Origin of the sequence: Enteroscipio rubneri (genome assembly GCF_963929405.1) — a bacterium.
GTDB lineage: Bacteria > Actinomycetota > Coriobacteriia > Coriobacteriales > Eggerthellaceae > Enteroscipio > Enteroscipio rubneri.
This window is the reverse complement of record NZ_CAWVIN010000003.1, coordinates 1,428,470-1,444,435: the sequence shown is the minus strand read 5'-3', so window position 1 is coordinate 1,444,435 and position 15,966 is coordinate 1,428,470. Positions and strand designations below refer to the sequence as shown.

The following is a 15,966-nucleotide window of genomic DNA, read 5'->3' as shown; positions in this document are numbered from 1 at the left end:
CCCTTCGATTGTAGGAAGCAAGCTCGAACAGGGGCAAATTATGAAGCATGATGGGGCCCATCACGCTTATCTTTCGAGGAAAAACCCTGAACGACGTTTCTACCAGGGTTTTTGCTTATCAGTGAAGCATCCGCTCACAAGATGCAGGAGGCGTACATACGCATATGCAGCTCATTCGCCCGAGCCTTCACGGACGGGGACGCATCGGAAAACAGCTCTGCCGTGATATTCTCGAGCTCGGACGTGACAAGGGCGGCCACGACCCTGCCCTTGCCGGTGAGCGATACGCAGCGGCATCGACGATCGAGGCCGACTTCGACCACCGTGTATCCCGCATCCGCAAGCCGTGTGACGATGGGCGACACGGTGCTCCGGTCAAGCACGAGCTCGTCAGCGATGGCGGCGCACGATAGGGATCCGAGCCGATGTTCAAGCAGAGCCAGACAGCGGTATTCGGAGAAAGTCAGCCCGGCGAAACGCGCGGTGCGCGACTCCCACTGGCGCAACAGACCGGCGACGCACATGAGATAGGACGGCGTGAGCACGGGATGGCAACGGTGGTTGATCTCGACAGAATCGATGCCCAGCTTCGAAGCGACGCTCGCGAATTCGTGCATGGTCTCGTCGATATCGCGGCGCGCATGGTTCTTCCACACGGTGACGCACAGGCGCGCATAGATCGCTTCGAACCCGCTCTCGACGATGCGCGCGCCCCTTGGCGTCTCCGCGACTTCGAGAGCACGGCGGTCGTTCGCGCAGCGGCGCTTTTCAAGGTAGCCCTGCTTCGTCGCCTTCGCTGCCGCAACCGTAACCGTATTGGCGTTGGCAAGCGCATCGCGCGGGAACGCCGAAAGCGCCATACGGCCTCCGTGCGATCGCACCGAAGCAAGGAGGCAGAATGCAAGGTACGTCACGCCGAAGGCGCTTCTCAGCGCACGGCCGATCTCGCGGTGCAGAAGGTCGGCCACGGTCGCCCATTGCTGCGTGAACAGCACTTCGTCGTTCAACCTCAACTCCTCCCTTCAGCGCCTCTTCGTTCCTCGTTCGCATGCACTCGTTAGGCCCGCATTACTGTTTGTGTCCTATAGGGCACAGATTATAGCGGATACAATCGTACTCTTTCCCTATGACTCAAGAAACCCGAAAAAGCATCGGCCAGCGCATTCGGTCATTGCGCGAGCAGCGCAACCTCACACAGGAGCAACTCGCGCTCATGACGGGCGTGGGACGATCCTACCTTGCCAAAGTCGAAGTCGGAACGCGCAATCCCACGGTGGATTTTCTCGAAAAGATAGCAATAAGCTTGGATACGACGCTGGGCAACTTGTTCGAAAATCTTTGAACCATCGGCTTTCCAACCGAAAGCCGATGAACGCGCAGTCCGTATGGCAGTAGCGCTCCTTAGTTCGCAGCAGGAAAACGCAGGATGAACGTGGTGCCCTGGCCCTCTTCGCCCTCCACTGCAATGGTGCCGCCATGATATATGACAGCATGCTTGACGATGGCCAGGCCCAGGCCCGTACCGCCCGTCTCCTTCGAGCGGCTCTTATCCACGCGGAAGAACCGCTCGAATACCTTGTCGCGCAGATCGGGCGAGATGCCGGGGCCCGTATCGCTCACGCGGACGACCGCCTCGTCGCCTTCGGGCTCCACGCGCATGACCACGCTCCCGCCCTCGTGGTTGTAGCGCACACCGTTCTCGATGAGGTTGTACAGCATCTCCTCGGCCAGGGTGCGGCTCCCCGCTATGCAGGCGGGCGCGCCTTCCACCCGCACCTCCACACCCTGGTCGGACGCGAAGCTGGAAAGTCGGCCCGCCACACGCTCGGCGACGGAGAGAAGCTCGATGGCCGGCGCGCCCTCGTCGTCGAACGCCGACTCGTCAAGCTTCGACAACGTGAGCACGTCGTTGATGAGCGAACGCATGGTCTGCGCCTCGTCATAGATGAGCGCGGCGAACTTCTGCCGATCGGCGGGCTGCACCATATCGTTCTTCATGAGTTCGGCATAGCCGGATATCACCTGCAGGGGCGTCTTCATTTCGTGGCTTACGTTGCTCGAGAAGTCTCGGCGCATGTTCTCAGCCTCGGCCAGCTCGCGATTCTGCGCTTTCAGCTGCCGCTGCTGCTCGTCGATGCGAATGAGCAGCGGATCCATTTCCTCGTAGATCTCGTTGTCCAGCGGATTGGCGAAATCGAGCGCATCGATAGGCTTCATGATGCGATTGGTGAGCACCTTCGAGAGGACGAACACGAGCGCAACGGCCACGAGGAGCGCCACGAGCACGGGCACGAGCATATCGCCGAGGAACGACAACAGCGAGTGGCGCGTTTCGGACAGGCGCACAATGCCGCCGTCGTCAAGCTTCACGGCTGCGTATACCGTATCGGTGCCAAGCGTATCGGAATAACGCAGAGTCACAGCCTCGCCCTCCTCGGCGGCCTCCTGCACCTCGGGACGGTCGGCGTGATTGTCCATGGTGCCGGTATCGGCCGCGCTGTCGAACAGCACCGTGCCGTCAGGAGCGATGAGCGTATAGCGTGTCAAACCGCTGAACTGGGATTTGAGCGCGGGTGCGTTCTCGGCCGAAGGTGTGGCGTTCAGGTAGCGTGCGGCGTCCTGGGCGCTCGCAGCCAGCTCCGCCTCGGCATCGCGCTCGTAGGACACATAGTATATGGTGGTCATCGCCACGGCCAGTAGCACGATGATGCCGAGCGTGAACACGAGCACGCTCGAGAATATCTTGCCGGCGAGACTTTTCACCCTGAAGTGCGTCGGGCTCATGGCCGCATCTTCCGACCGCAGTGCGAATGCCGTGCGCCGCCTCTTGTCGTCTGCGCTCTCATGCTGGCTGCTTCATGCAATAACCCACGCCGCGCACGGTGCGAATGCAAGAATCGGCGCCTTCGCATGCATTCGCAAGCTTCTGGCGCAGCGTTTGGATGTGGACATCCACCGTGCGCGTCTCGCCCACATAGGTCATGCCCCATACCTCTTCAAGTAGCTGGCGCCGCGAAAGCACATGCCCTTGGTTCTGCATGAGCGTACGCAGCAGATCGAACTCTTTGAGCGTCAATGCCACCGGACAGCCTCCCGCCTCGACGGTGTGCGCCGATGTCACAAGCGCGATGGGCCCGCATGAGAGTTCGTCGTCGGGCGCAAGGGCAGGCGCGGACGCGCGGCGCAGGAGCGCATTCACGCGACTGACCAACTCCATCATGCCAAAAGGCTTGGCCAGATAGTCGTCGGCACCGGCGTCGAGACCGCTTACGGTATCGAACTCGGTTCCCTTCGCGGTAAGCATCATGACGGGCAGATGTTTCGTGGCCGGGTCCTCGCGCAGCAGGTGCAGGATCTCGAGACCGTCGATTTCGGGAAGCATAATGTCGAGCAGCACAAGCTCGGGCAGGCGCTTCTTGCAAGCGTCCAAGAACCCGCTGGCCGCAGGAAAGCCCTGCGCCTCGAACCCGGCCTGACGCAATGCGTACACTGTCAGATCGCGAATGTTCGTGTCGTCTTCCACATAGTAGATCATGCTTGGCTCCGCTGTTCTCCGAGCGGCACACGGTTGGCGCTGCGACCGGCCAGGGCGCCCGATCTTACTCCTCGCACTGCCCTCGCGTACGGAAATGCGTCGGCAGCACGGCGGGGCATCCTCGGGCGCCAACTTCCGACGCCAACCCCGGACGGCCTGGCTCCTCTCGCCGGTCGAGCATCAACCAATGCCACTCGGTTTCATACTGCACATCGTTTCGGATCATTGTAAAGCAGCCGCCGCAGACGTAGGGCAACGCGCCGATCAAATTTGCGTAAAGTGCGCGATGACTGTTGCCGGAAAGACCCATCGGACGAGGGAAGAACCGCAGGCCTCGCGGAAAAGGTCCTTTCGACGACCTGGCTCGTGCAACAGCGCGCGCAAGCGCACTTCCGCTGCACGACAAGCGCACTTCCGCTGCACGGGTTCGCGCGACCAGCTCGCAGTATCCTATCCGAATCTTCCGGCGACGTAGTCCGCGGTGCGCGGATCGGCGGGGCTCGTGAAGATATCGTCGGTGTCGCCGGCCTCCACCATCTCGCCCAGCAGGAAGAACGCGGTCTTGTCGGATACGCGCAGCGCCTGCAGCATGTTGTGCGTCACCATGATCACCGTGTACTTGCTCTTGAGCTCGCCCACAAGATCCTCGATCTTCGCGGTGGAGATAGGGTCGAGCGCGCTCGTGGACTCGTCCATGAGCAGCACCTCGGGGCGCACCGCCAGCGCGCGGGCGATGCACAGGCGCTGCTGCTGGCCGCCGGACAGGCCCAGCGCGTTCTTCTTGAGGCGATCCTTCAGCTCGTCCCAGATGGCTGCGTCGCGCAGGCTCTGCTCCACGACGACGTCGAGGTCGGCGCGGTTCTTGATGCCGTGCGTGCGCGGGCCGAATGCCACGTTGTCGTACACGCTCATCGGGAAGGGATTGGGCTGCTGGAACACCATGCCCACCCGACGGCGCAGGCTGTTCGCGTCGAGTGAGCGGTAGGCGTCCTCGCCGTCGAGCGTGATCTCCCCTTCGACGCGGCAGCCCGCCACGAGGTCGTTCATGCGGTTGAGGCTTTTCAGCAGCGTGGACTTGCCGCAGCCCGACGGGCCGATGAGCGCCGTCACCTGGTTTTGAGGGAACTCCAGGTTGATACCCTTCAACGCGTGGAAGTCCTGGTAGAACAGGTCGAGGTTGCGCACGCCCATCTTCACAGGCGCATCGGCGGGAGCCTGCCGGCCGCTGCGCTCGACCGTGCGCACGCGAGCCTGCGGCAGGTAGGTGTGCGCGGTCGCGGGGACTGCGGCGCGCGTCGTGGTCTTCTCTACGGTAGCGTTAGTCATCTTGGTTTCCTTTGCTCATCTTCTTCGCGGCAAACGTGGCCAGGAGGTTCAGCAGCACCACCATGACCAGCAGCACCACCGCCGTCGCGTACGTTTCGTTCACATGCAGGCCTTCGCTGGCCAGCACGTACATGTGCACGGCCAGGGTGCGCGTCGAGTCGAACAGCGCCATGCCGCCCTGCTCGAGGAAGTTCGGGATCTGGGCGATGGAGCCCGCCGTGAAAATGAGGGCTGCCACCTCGCCCACGCAGCGGCCGAGCGCCAGGATGACGCCGCCCAGGATGCCGGGAACCGCCGAGGGCAGCACGCAGCGGAACACCGTGCGCAAACGGCCCGCGCCCAAGCCGAAACCGCCTTCGCGGTAGGCGTCGGGCACGGCGATGAGCGCTTCCTCGGTGGTGCGCATGACCACGGGCAGCACCATGATGGCCAGCGTGCACGCGCCCGCCATGAGCGACAGGTTCCAGTGCAGCGCCGTCACGAAGAACAGCATGCCGAACAGGCCGTAGATGATGGAGGGGATGCCCTGCAGCGTCTCGGTGGTGGTGCGCACGATCTGGACGAAACGGCTGCCGCGCGGTGCGTATTCAACCAGGTAGATGGCTGATCCCACACCGACGGGCACCGCGAGAGCCAGCGAGAGCGCCGCCATGAGCAGCGTGTTGACGAGCGCCGGCATGAGCGAGACGTTGTCGGAGGTGTACTCCCAGGCGAACAGGCTGGGCGTGAGGTACGGCACGCCGTTGACCAGGATGTATCCCACAATGAACAGGAGCACCGCAGCCGTGAGCAGCGCGCCCAGGTACACGAGCGATCGCAGCAGCGCCGACACGACGCGACGCGTTTTGCGCTGGCGCGTTTCCGCAACGGCGAACAGGGCATCGATGCGATCGTCGGAATCGGCAGGCGCCGCGGGGGCGGAACCGGCCTCGTAGGCTATGGTGAGCTTCGGACTCATTACTTCATCTCACCTCGCTTCTTGATTACGTTGAACAGCATGGTGATAAGCAGGATGAACACGAACAGCACCACGCCGGTGGCCACGAGGGCGCCGCGATGCAGGTCGGCCGCGTAGCCCATTTCCAGCACGATGTTCGCCGTCATGGTGCGCACGCCGTTGAAGATGCTCTCGGGGATGAGGGGCTGGTTGCCGGCCACCATGATGACGGCCATCGTCTCGCCGATGGCGCGGCCCACGCCCAGCACCACGCCGGCCATGATGCCGGAGGTGGCGGCGGGCACGATGACGCGGAACACCGAGCGCTCGTGGTCGGCTCCCAGCGCCAGCGCACCTTCGTAGTACTTCTTCGGCACGGCATCGAGCGCGCTCTGCGCCACGGTGATGATGGTGGGCAGGATCATGATGCCCAGCAGCACGGCTGCCGCCAGCAGCGACAGGCCGTTGCCCGGCATGTTCGCGCGGATGAACGGCACGATGAGCACGAGGCCGAAGAAGCCGTACACGACCGACGGGATGCCGGCCAGCAGCTCGACGCCGGGCTTGAGCACGGCTGCGACCTTTCCGCTGGCGAATCGCGAGAGGAAGATAGCGCACAGAAGGCCCGTGGGCACGCCCACGACGATGGCGCCGGCCGTCACGTAGATGCTGCCGATGATCATGGGGAAGATGCCGTAGATGTCGTTGGCCGGCCGCCACGTGGTGCCGAAGAGGAACTCCGGCAGGCCGATCTGCGCGATGGCCGGCACGCCGTTGGCGAACAGGAAGACGCAGATGAGGGCGACCGCAATGATCGAAATCCCCGCGGCTCCCACGAACAGCGCCTTCGCGATGCCTTCCTTGATATGCGGGTGGGACATGAAAACTCCTTGGTTTGGCAAAGTCAGCGAAAGGCGCCGGGGGCCCCGAATCGCCCCGTTTCGCGCAGCGATAAGGGGCGATTCGGAGTGTATCGGCGCCTCGCAGTGTCGAGCGCTTCCGGCGGCTGCTACGCGGACGGAACGATATCTTCCCAGGTGGTCAGTTCGCCGGTGTAGATGCCCTTCACTTGGTCGGACGTCAGGTTGTCCAGCGACGCGCCCGGGTTCACGATGACGGCGATGCCGTCCTGCGCGATGACCGTGGCCTTCACGCTGCTCTCGGAGTCCTTGAGCTCACGGGAGACCATGCCGATGTCGCAGGTTCCCTCGGCGGCCATGTTCACGCCGGTGGTCGAGTCGGACTGGTTGACCTCGATGGTGACGTCGGGGTTGAGGGCCTTGTACGCCTCGGACAGCTTCTCCATGACCGGGGTTACCGACGAAGAGCCGGCGATGACGATCTTGCCGGACTTGCCGGAAGCCGTGTAGGAGCCCGCGTTGTCGGCCACGGAGATGCAGCCGTTATCCTCGACCACCTTCTGACCCTCGGCGCTCATGATGTAGTCGATGAAGTCCTGCGCCACATCGGAGGTGCCGTCCTTCGTCACGATGTTGAACGGACGGGCCACCTTGTACTCGCCGCTCTTCACGTTCTCGGCCGTCGCCTCGGCACCGTCGATGCTGAGCGCCTTCACCGTGTCGTTCAGCGAGCCGAGCGAGATGTAGCCGATGCCGTTCTCGTCGCCGGACACCGACGTCATCATGACCGACGTGGAGTTCGTGATGGCCGCAGACGGAGTGGTCATATCCACCTTGTCGCCGTTCGCGTCCTTCTCCTCGATGCCGAACAGCTCGATGAACGCGCCGCGGGTGCCGGAGCCGTCTTCGCGCGAGTACACCGAGATCTGGCCCGAGGGAGCAGCAGCTGTTCCGCCCGACTCTCCGCCGCGCTCGTCGGCGGATCCCTCGTTCCCGCCGCCTGCGCAGCCCATGAGACCGAACAAACCGAGCGCAAGCACGGCTCCCATCGCGATCATCGTCAAACGCTTCTTCATGCTCTTCCTTCCTCGCAGCCCCTCAGGGCGCTCCCATACATTCGACGCGCCCCTTCGAGCGGAAGGAGCACTGGAGAACATGATGGGCACCAAGCATCAAAGCGCCGTCGCAAGCCGGTCAAATTCGGGTAAAGTCTGCGAGATCGCCGAGTCGGCCTGATTTCAAGCGACGCGACTTGAAGCGGATGCGCTCCGCTCGCATTGCCGTCGACGCAAAGCGCTTCGCCCAAGAACCTGCGACCCCGCCATAACGGGCGACGCCCCCTCGGTCGAGGGGGCGTCGATTGGTTCGCCGGAGTGCCTAACGAGGCCACTGTCGCGTTCAGATCGGTTGAGCCGCCAAAAGCTCGGAGAGCTCCTCTTTGCCCTTGAAAGGCACGGCGCGCCTCGTCTTCACGTCCACGACCTCACCCTCCCACTTCTCGGCGTCGTCTTTGTCGAACTTGTCCGTGCGCACGATGCGCTCGAACCTTACCGGACCTTGCGGTCTGACTTCAGCAGGCCCCTCGCTGGATGCAACATCTCCGTCGACGGCTTCAGGGCCGGCGGCCCCCACGGGTTCTCCCGTTGCACCGAGCGCATCGGATGACGGATCCTTGCGGTCGAACGTATACTTCAAGCCGGCAAGCGTATACTCGAGCGCGTCCGCGAGGGTGGTTCCCTCCTCGAACGCACCAAGGTTGACGAACCCAGCCTCGCTGTTGAACAGCACATCTGGCGCGAGATAGGTCGTGCGCACGCGGCGTCGGCGTTTGCTCTCAGCAGCATGGATGCCCACAGCCAGCGCCACGACCATCGCCCACCACGCCACGGCGAGCACCAAGTCGAGCGGATCGTCGACGAAGTTAAAGCCCAAGTAGTACCACAGCCACAGGAAAAAGCCCGCAGCGACAGCCAGAACGGCCAGAATAGTCCAGTTGCTCTTCCTCATGCTAGGCCTCCTTGCCTTCAGCCGCGATCGGGGCCTGCGTCGGCTCGTTGGCCGGATCGTCTGCGACGCCAAGCACGTCGTCCTCGAAATCTTCGAGCTTACGCGTGAAGTTGATGCGCCGTACGAGCACGCCAACTCCGTAGATCACCGTGACAATGATGCCCAGGATCAGGTAGTAATGCACCCAACACTGCACCGTATCGAAACCTGCAAGCGGATTCTCGTTGTCGTCGATCGTCTCTTCCTGCGGGCCTGCGAGCGGTGTGACGGCGTCCTCGAGAGCCTCGACAACGGGTGTGATAATCGGAGCGAGCGGACCGTCGGGAACGGTGCCTATCGGCGTCGGAGGAGCTGTCGGCGTGCCGGGCGTCGGCGTGACCGGCGTAGGAGGAACTGCCGGGGCGGCCGTGATGGTGAACGTGCCGAGAACGACCGTTACCGCGTAGTTCGGATTGTCGGTGAAGGAGGCCGTGAGCACGTCGACATAGGTTCCGGGAGCCTCGTCGCCGTTCGAGCGGGCATAGGCAACCTGCCCGAGGTCTCCCTCGTCAACGAGGCCCGTCACCGTACCGGTGAACGTCGGATCAGCCGCGCCAGCCACCTTAGCCGCATCGGCCACGACGATCGTGACAGCCGCCGCCATCACGGTCAGATCGCCGGGAACCACGTTGACGGTCCTGTAGTTGGCTGTCACATCCTCGCCCGCGGCGTTGCGGATAACGTAGCTCGCGAGGCTTGAGACGCTCGAGCCGGCATCGGTTTGCGAACCGCTGTACACCACCTCTGCGTAATCGCCATCGGCCAAACCGAATGGCGTGAAGCCCGTCGGCACCAACGGCGTGCCATCGTAGACCTTCGTGCCTCCGCCTACCACGAGAGAAACGGCATCGGCGGAAACGATGGCGAAGGAACCCGGGGCCACTTTGACCACGTAGTTCGGATCGCCCGAGATTGCGTTCTCGACGGCTATCGCGTACGTGCCGACCGACTCGCCCGCGACGCGCGTCACATTATACGAACCGGAGAAGGAGTCGCCCCCAACCAGGCCCGTCACCGATGCCGTCAACGTAGGATCAACCTGCCCGTACTTCTTGCTCGCATCGTTGGCCGAGATGAGCAGCGTCGCAGGCGCCACCGACAGCGAGCCGTCCACCACCGTCAACGTCACGTTGTAGTTCTTCGACCGCACCTCGAAACTGTCGGGTACGAGGCCCATGGGGTAGGTTCCGGCATCAACGCCCTCGGCGCGGGCGAGCACGCCGTCCCGCAGCGCGACTTCGGCCTTGCCGTCGGCGCCGTCGACAACGTAGCCTTCGGCGAGGTGGCTCGCGCCGTCATAGGCGGCTGCAGCCTGGTTGCCCGTCACCGTGACAGCCAACGGGACTTTCTCCACTTCGAGCGTGCCGAAGGTGCTCTTCACAATATAGTTTGCAGCCTTCGTACCCTCGTTAAAACGATAGGTGAAGGTGTTGGGCGTCGTGCCCGCATCGATCAGCGACGCGAAGTCGGAATACGTGGCGCCCTCGCCGGCAGCGAAATCGACGTCCCCGACGACGCGCTCGGCGAGCAGCGCGGTCCCATCGTACGACTTGACCGCGTCGGCGCTGGTCAGCGTCACCGCACGCTTGTTGATGGTGACACTGGCGGTGCCGTACGCCGTCTCGTAGTTCGGGTGGGTCGCCTGGAACTCTACCGTTCGCGGACCGTCCGTCCAATCGAGGAACGTCGGCGAATCCTCCAGGTTGTACTCGCCCGTAACCGGATCGCGGTAGCGGATCGTCGCACCCTCCACCGAGGCCTCGGCCTTCACGCCGTAGCGGTTTCCGTCATAGACTTTTTCCACGTCGCTGGCCGAAACGGACATCTTCCCCGCTGGCTCGATGCGCAAAAAGCCGTCCACCACCGTCAACGTCACGTTGTAGTTCTTCGACCGCACCTCGAAACTGTCGGGCGCGAGGCCCATGGGATAGGTTCCGGCATCAACGCCCTCGGCATGAGCGGCCGCGCCGTCCTTGAGCGTGATTTCGGCTTTGCCTTCAATGAGGGGCTCGGCAGTGAAGTCGTCAACCGTGAACGTTTCGCCGGTGTAGGTTTTAACGGCGGAATTGCCCACGATCCTCACGCTGAGCGGAGCCGGCGTAACCTCGATCTGTCCGTCGATCCTCCTTATGTTCAGCCTGTCGGTCACATCGACGCCGGAAGCATTGCGGATGACCAATTTGTCGGCGGTCGCCGCGACAGGACTGGCCGTGACGTCGGTGGCCGAAGCGCTCGAAGCGGCAGTCTCTTTCCAGTAGCCTGCGGGCAAATCGGAAACCGTGACGTCGGCGCCATGAGGTTCGCCGTTGTAGGTGAAGATGCCGCCGACGGTGGTGACGACGATCGGCTTGTCGTACTCGGTCACCATCAGCGTGCCGATATCCGCTTCAACCTTATAGTTGGATTCCTTGGCGCTGCCGCTCCAGTCGATATCGTACGTGTTCTGCGTGCCTGTGGGCGCATTGACCTCGGTGGCCGTGCCGGTGGTGGTGAAAGCGGCGGTTTCACCGTTCACCAAGCCGGTCATCGTGCCGGAAGCCGTGAGAGGGGCACCGTCATAGGTCTTGGAGGCAGAGAACGTCGTCACCTTGAGAGTAGCAGGCTTGATTGTCAACGTGCCCTTGACGTACTTGACCACATAGCGGTCAGTCACGTCTTTTCCGGTCCTGTCCTCGAAAATTCTTATTTTGTCTTGGTTGTAGAACTCCACCGGATAGTCGCCTACATCCACTTCTGTCGTGCGCGCATCGACGTTGGCGACGTTCACTCCTTCGTCGCCTTCGAACACCGTATTGCTCGCGGTTTTTTCGGTTCCATCGTAAACGAACTCGTCTGATTTCGAGATGATCACGAGCTCCTTCTTGGCAGCGAAATGGGCAGTGAACGTGGTGGACTCGAACGCCCCGTCATGCTTCGCGAAACGCTCGACAGCGGCACGGTCGAGCTCAGGCTCCCATGAAACGATCTCGGAAGAATCGCCCACGCTCCAACCTGCGAAGTAATAGCCAAGATCAGCATCCGTCTTCGGATCAGGCTGGGCATTCGAGCCTTTGGCCTCACCGCTGACCGCTCGCAGCGTCTCGCTTTCTCGCGACACGCTGCCGCCCTCGGTGGCTCGATAGGCAATCAAAGCCGTGTTCTCCTTGAAGTACACCTTGAGCACGAGCGAACCGTCGCCTTCGATGGCGCCCTCGAGCTTATTAGGAGCGGACTCGTCGAAGGTATATCCGGTCTTGGCGTAGTCGGCTGCGCTCACGGAAACTTTGGCATCGGTCGTGCCGACGCCCTGCTGGACATCAGGCTGACCATAGCTGCCGTCAACCTCGTAGTACACCTCGACTGCATACGGGGTATCGTCGTCAAGAGCCCACTGGGCGTACAGGACGTTCGCACTCCCTTCGAGGTCGACTCTCACAGCAGAGCCGCCGGCAAACGAGTCCCCCGTGCCGTTCGGCTCGGTGTTCCAGCCTGCGAAATGAACGCCGGGCCGAGGAGCCTCGAAGCCGAGCTCTTCCGCCGTTTTGAGCGTTACCTCGTCGTTGTTGGCAATAGAAGCGATGGTGGCGGTATCGCCCTTTCCGCCGTTGACATCGTAAGTCAGCGACGTGCGAGGAGCCGGCTGTCCCCATTGCGCATACAGCGTGATGTCCGATCCGCCAAGCTGCACCAAGTCGCCAGGGTAGTGCCTCACGCCGCTGCCATCGGCATGAATGCTCCATCCGAGGAACGCTTGACCGGCAGGCGGCGTCAGCTCGCTCTTCGCAACTTCGGCAAAGCTGCCCTGCGCATACTTGAGCTCGTCCGTCGGCACCGCGCCGACACCGCCGTTCGCATCGTAGCGCACCGAGCGGCTCTCGTTGTTAATGTAGTAAGGATAGAGCTCGATAGCGCCAAAGGCCCGGGATGAGAAGCTGAAGGGCAGATACGTGTAATCCCCGTCAGAGCCGGAGCGCGTCATCCACCCGATCCATTTGTAACCCTCGGGAACGTCGGCGATCGAAGACGGTTCTTCAACCACCGATTCCCCATAATCAACATCGCTGGTAACGGCTTTCGCAGAGCCTTCCATGTTTTTGTAGAAGGTAACCTGGTAGGTCGGAAGCTTCCACTTCGCGTACAGAACCAGGTTCTGCGCCGGCATGGTAGCATCGTCGAAGTCGTACTTCGTCTCCTCCGAGTACGTCGGCGACGTGTACCAGCCCTCGAACTTCGAGCCTTCCGGCATGCCGGCATCAGCAGCGCTCGGCTCCGCGCCCTCACCTTCGATAGACCAACCGTATTTGATGGGTTTACTCTGGCTTACCGAGCTACCGTTGTTGAACGTGATGGTGTACGATTTCCTTTGGAAGTACTGACGGGCAACGAACTTCTGCCCATACTTGCCCCCCGGCTGGAAGAATCCGTATTCGTTCGCAAGATCAGCACCAACCCATTCGAACCCGTTGAGAGCGTTTACGTAATTCGCAGGATTCGCATGCACGCCCGTCGCATTCAACGTGATCGTGTTTTGAAGCTCGAACATAGAAACGTCGTTGGTCTTGAAATACCGATAGCCACCGCGGTTATAGGCGGGGTCGTTGGGATTGGTTTTTGCAATAGTTTTAGTATTGCCGACCTTCTCAACTTTGATCTCCAGATAATGCAGCTTGACGCCATTCCGGACGTAGTAGAAAACCTTGTTTTGGGTCATCGTCTGGAAAGGAGCGATAACGGGATTGCCGTTCGTTCCAATATTCGCCAGCTTCTCAACCCAAACGCGATCTCCGTACTTAGCCTTAATCTCGTTCGATGCGCTATCCCACAACGTGGAGATATCAGCTCCGTAATTCGCCTTGATAGGGTAAGAGTCCGTATAGTCTGCCTTGGTGCCGACGACTTCCTTTTCCGTGCAACGCAGATCGATGGTGTATTCGGCGCGATTGAGGTATACGTTGGCAATCGCAGAGCCATCGCCCTTGACCGTCACCGCCATATCGCTCGAAGCGTCAACTTCGTCGAGAATATGCTTCTGCGCAATTGCGAAGGTCCCAACAGCCTCCTTGATCTCCGTGGCAGTGGGAAGCGCGACGGACTCGTCCGTCTTGCCCTTGTAGTCGAGGGTGGTCACATAGTCGTACTGCACCGCATCAACCGTCGAATCGGCTCCCTCCAGCCACACGACGACGCGATAACCCGCTTCAGCCGGCTCCCACTTCGCATAGAGCGCCGTATCCCGTTGAAGCACGCCGCCGAATGAATAGGCTTCCCCTTCGCACGAATCGTTGTCGTACCAACCCGCAAAAACGTAACCCGCGCGAGTCGGCTCGGCAGGTTCGGTTGAAATGCCCGCCACGCCTACAAATTCCGGCTCCGTATACGACCCGCCCCTGGCATCGAAGGTCAACCATGTGCCTTTTTCAACCTTGGGATAAAGCGTGACGTTCGCATCTTTCAACTCGACGGAATCGACCTTGTGCGAGAGATCCGCATCGGCGTACCACCCCGTCACGCTTTCATCAGGACCAAGGGGAAGCGTGACGTCAACCGGCACCACGTCTCCGGAAGCCCCCGACTTGGTAGCAAAAACGCGTTCTCCCGATTCGTCCATAAAGTGCACGTAGAACGTTTCGGAAGCCTTTGCGTACAGGTTGTACGTAGCCGTTTCGCCAACCGTTTGCTCGCCGAAATCTTCGAATCTATCTGCCCATTCGGTACCGTTCTTTGCATACCAGCCGTGGAAGCTCTCGCCATCGGCAACGGAGGGAGGCTCGGGCTCGTACAGGGTGTCACCGGTCCTCACGATCTGTCGATCAACCAGCGTCGTGCCATCTGTGCCGTAGAAGTTGTAGGTGGCGAGTCGCGGCGACCCCTCGGCCGTCACGACATAGATGGAGAAGTGGCTCACGTCGAAGCTTTGCGCGGCGGCATCGGCTTGGCGGGCCGAAACGAAGTCGACGCTCGAGCCATCGTTGGCCACATGGTACACACCCATGGTCTCACCCTCGATGCCGGCATTGAAGAAGCAGACGTTCACGGCGGCATCCGGCTGAATGACGTTGCCCGTCGGACCGAGGAGCGTCACGTCGATGGCACGCGCGTCCTCAAGCGCCTTGCCCTGATCCTCGACCGTAGCCTCGACGGCACCAATCACGGCCGGACTGGTGATCTGGATCGCCTGCACCGTGGTTCCCTCGGGCAGCGCTCCTTCGGGAGCGGTCACTTTCACAAGCACGTCGCCCGCTTGAGCGTAGCCTTCGAACGCAGGACGGCTCGCGTCGGCTTCGATGCCTGCGACGTCATCGTATTCGGAAGGCGCTTCGCCTTCGCTTTCGGCAGCTTCTTCGCTCTCGATCTTCGTGTCGGAGGTTATCGGTTCCGCGGCGGTGTCCTCGAAGGTGCCGGAATCGCCTTCCACCGCCCTGCCCTCCACCTTGAGAGTGAGGTTGCTGGTTACCAGGTCGGCGGGAACCTTGTACTCGCCGGTCTGCTCGTCGGCGGCCAGCTCGGTTTCCACGCCGCTCACGACGGCCATCACAGCGCCCACCTCATAGCCCGTATCGGCGCCGGCTTTGAACGCCAGCTCCTTGCTCAGGGGGAAATTGAACGACTTCGTGGGCAGCATGATGTCCTGACCAGCGTACGTGATGTACGCATGCGCGAAGTCCAGGCTCACCACGGCCACGCCGGGTTCGGCGGTGGGAAGGTCGGCTGCAGGCTCGGACGTCGGCGGGACGGCCGTCTCGTTCTGCGCGGGAGGCTCGGAAGCCGTCGGCGCCTCAACCGGGGCGGCCGCCTCGGACTCGGCCGCGGGGGCGGATTCGGGTGCCGGAGCTTCGGCGGACTCGCTCGACGAATTATCGACCTGAGCCTCAGAAGCCTCGGGCGCCGCGCCGGTCTCAGCCGCATCGGCGGAGGAAGAAAGGTTGATGAAGGAGAATGCCATCACCAAGGACATGAAGACGGCCAGCGCCTTGCCCTCGAACGTGTTCCTCGCATCGCACAGTTTCTCCAGCATGCTCATACGTATCACCGAATCCTCAAAACGCTACTTCCGGGGCATCCTGTCACCCTTGCAGCCGCTACCATTAGACTGGCTCATACGTTTTCTGACATGCCGTTCTGCATCCTTGATGTGGTAGGCTCGACCATGCGAAAAAGCACGGTAAAGCTCATAGGGAATTTTACCACAAATACGCTAACATATCGAATGCCCGAAGCTCCTCGAGCATCCATTGGCAACGTTATTTCCATAATTGCTGCCCAAAAGCACGCAATTATGGAGA

General features: G+C 61.7%; 10 protein-coding genes. 1 reads left to right on the top strand and 9 read right to left on the bottom strand.

The genetic code is table 11. The features are described 5' to 3' along the window. Nucleotides 1-134: 134 nt before the first annotated feature. Entirely contained in the window at nt 135-1,007 is an 873-nt protein-coding gene (locus ABGT83_RS12955) for a MarR family transcriptional regulator (RefSeq protein ID WP_103263962.1), read from the bottom strand. Between the two features lie 119 nt (nt 1,008-1,126). On the opposite strand from ABGT83_RS12955, the gene ABGT83_RS12950 reads away from it, so the two are divergent. After that, entirely contained in the window at nt 1,127-1,342 is a 216-nt protein-coding gene (locus tag ABGT83_RS12950) for a helix-turn-helix domain-containing protein (RefSeq protein WP_103263961.1), read from the top strand. A 59-nt stretch (nt 1,343-1,401) separates the two neighbouring features. Here the strand turns inward: ABGT83_RS12950 and ABGT83_RS12945 are convergent, their stop codons facing one another. From ABGT83_RS12945 to ABGT83_RS12910, 8 genes are all read right to left on the bottom strand, one after another. Further along, nucleotides 1,402-2,784: a sensor histidine kinase gene (locus ABGT83_RS12945; RefSeq protein ID WP_346687970.1), complete on the bottom strand. Its 1,383-nt coding sequence runs from the start codon at nt 2,782-2,784 to the stop codon at nt 1,402-1,404. A gap of 58 nt (nt 2,785-2,842) precedes the next feature. After that, a complete protein-coding gene (locus tag ABGT83_RS12940; protein ID WP_103263959.1) occupies nt 2,843-3,535 on the bottom strand; it encodes a response regulator transcription factor in 693 nt (230 codons plus the stop codon). Between the two features lie 450 nt (nt 3,536-3,985). Beyond that, nucleotides 3,986-4,861 carry a phosphate ABC transporter ATP-binding protein PstB gene (pstB, locus tag ABGT83_RS12935; RefSeq protein WP_428994610.1) on the bottom strand — a complete coding sequence of 292 codons (876 nt, stop codon included), beginning with the start codon at nt 4,859-4,861 and terminating at the stop codon, nt 3,986-3,988. Further along, nucleotides 4,854-5,819 carry a phosphate ABC transporter permease PstA gene (gene pstA / locus ABGT83_RS12930; protein WP_346687969.1) on the bottom strand — a complete coding sequence of 322 codons (966 nt, stop codon included), beginning with the start codon at nt 5,817-5,819 and terminating at the stop codon, nt 4,854-4,856. The genes pstB and pstA overlap by 8 nt, the downstream gene beginning before the upstream one ends. Further along, a complete protein-coding gene (gene pstC / locus ABGT83_RS12925) occupies nt 5,819-6,679 on the bottom strand; it encodes a phosphate ABC transporter permease subunit PstC (protein WP_346687968.1) in 861 nt (286 codons plus the stop codon). The genes pstA and pstC overlap by 1 nt, the downstream gene beginning before the upstream one ends. A gap of 128 nt (nt 6,680-6,807) precedes the next feature. Continuing rightward, nucleotides 6,808-7,734, bottom strand: coding sequence for a substrate-binding domain-containing protein (locus ABGT83_RS12920; protein WP_346687967.1), 927 nt, complete (start codon nt 7,732-7,734; stop codon nt 6,808-6,810). Nucleotides 7,735-8,056: 322 nt separating this feature from the next. Next, nucleotides 8,057-8,665, bottom strand: a complete 609-nt coding sequence (locus ABGT83_RS12915) for a hypothetical protein (protein WP_346687966.1) — start codon at nt 8,663-8,665, stop codon at nt 8,057-8,059. Nucleotide 8,666: 1 nt separating this feature from the next. Beyond that, entirely contained in the window at nt 8,667-15,704 is a 7,038-nt protein-coding gene (locus ABGT83_RS12910) for an InlB B-repeat-containing protein (RefSeq protein WP_346687965.1), read from the bottom strand. Nucleotides 15,705-15,966: the final 262 nt, after the last annotated feature.

What these genes read in the sequence shown, in the direction of transcription:
- ABGT83_RS12950 (WP_103263961.1), top strand. Translation starts at nt 1,127, where the DNA reads ATGACTCAAGAAACCCGAAAAAGCATCGGCCAGCGCATTCGGTCATTG.
- ABGT83_RS12945 (WP_346687970.1), bottom strand. Translation starts at nt 2,784, where the DNA reads ATGAGCCCGACGCACTTCAGGGTGAAAAGTCTCGCCGGCAAGATATTC.
- ABGT83_RS12940 (WP_103263959.1), bottom strand. Translation starts at nt 3,535, where the DNA reads ATGATCTACTATGTGGAAGACGACACGAACATTCGCGATCTGACAGTG.
- pstB (WP_428994610.1), bottom strand. Translation starts at nt 4,861, where the DNA reads ATGACTAACGCTACCGTAGAGAAGACCACGACGCGCGCCGCAGTCCCC.
- pstA (WP_346687969.1), bottom strand. Translation starts at nt 5,819, where the DNA reads ATGAGTCCGAAGCTCACCATAGCCTACGAGGCCGGTTCCGCCCCCGCG.
- pstC (WP_346687968.1), bottom strand. Translation starts at nt 6,679, where the DNA reads ATGTCCCACCCGCATATCAAGGAAGGCATCGCGAAGGCGCTGTTCGTG.
- ABGT83_RS12920 (WP_346687967.1), bottom strand. Translation starts at nt 7,734, where the DNA reads ATGAAGAAGCGTTTGACGATGATCGCGATGGGAGCCGTGCTTGCGCTC.
- ABGT83_RS12915 (WP_346687966.1), bottom strand. Translation starts at nt 8,665, where the DNA reads ATGAGGAAGAGCAACTGGACTATTCTGGCCGTTCTGGCTGTCGCTGCG.
- ABGT83_RS12910 (WP_346687965.1), bottom strand. Translation starts at nt 15,704, where the DNA reads ATGAGCATGCTGGAGAAACTGTGCGATGCGAGGAACACGTTCGAGGGC.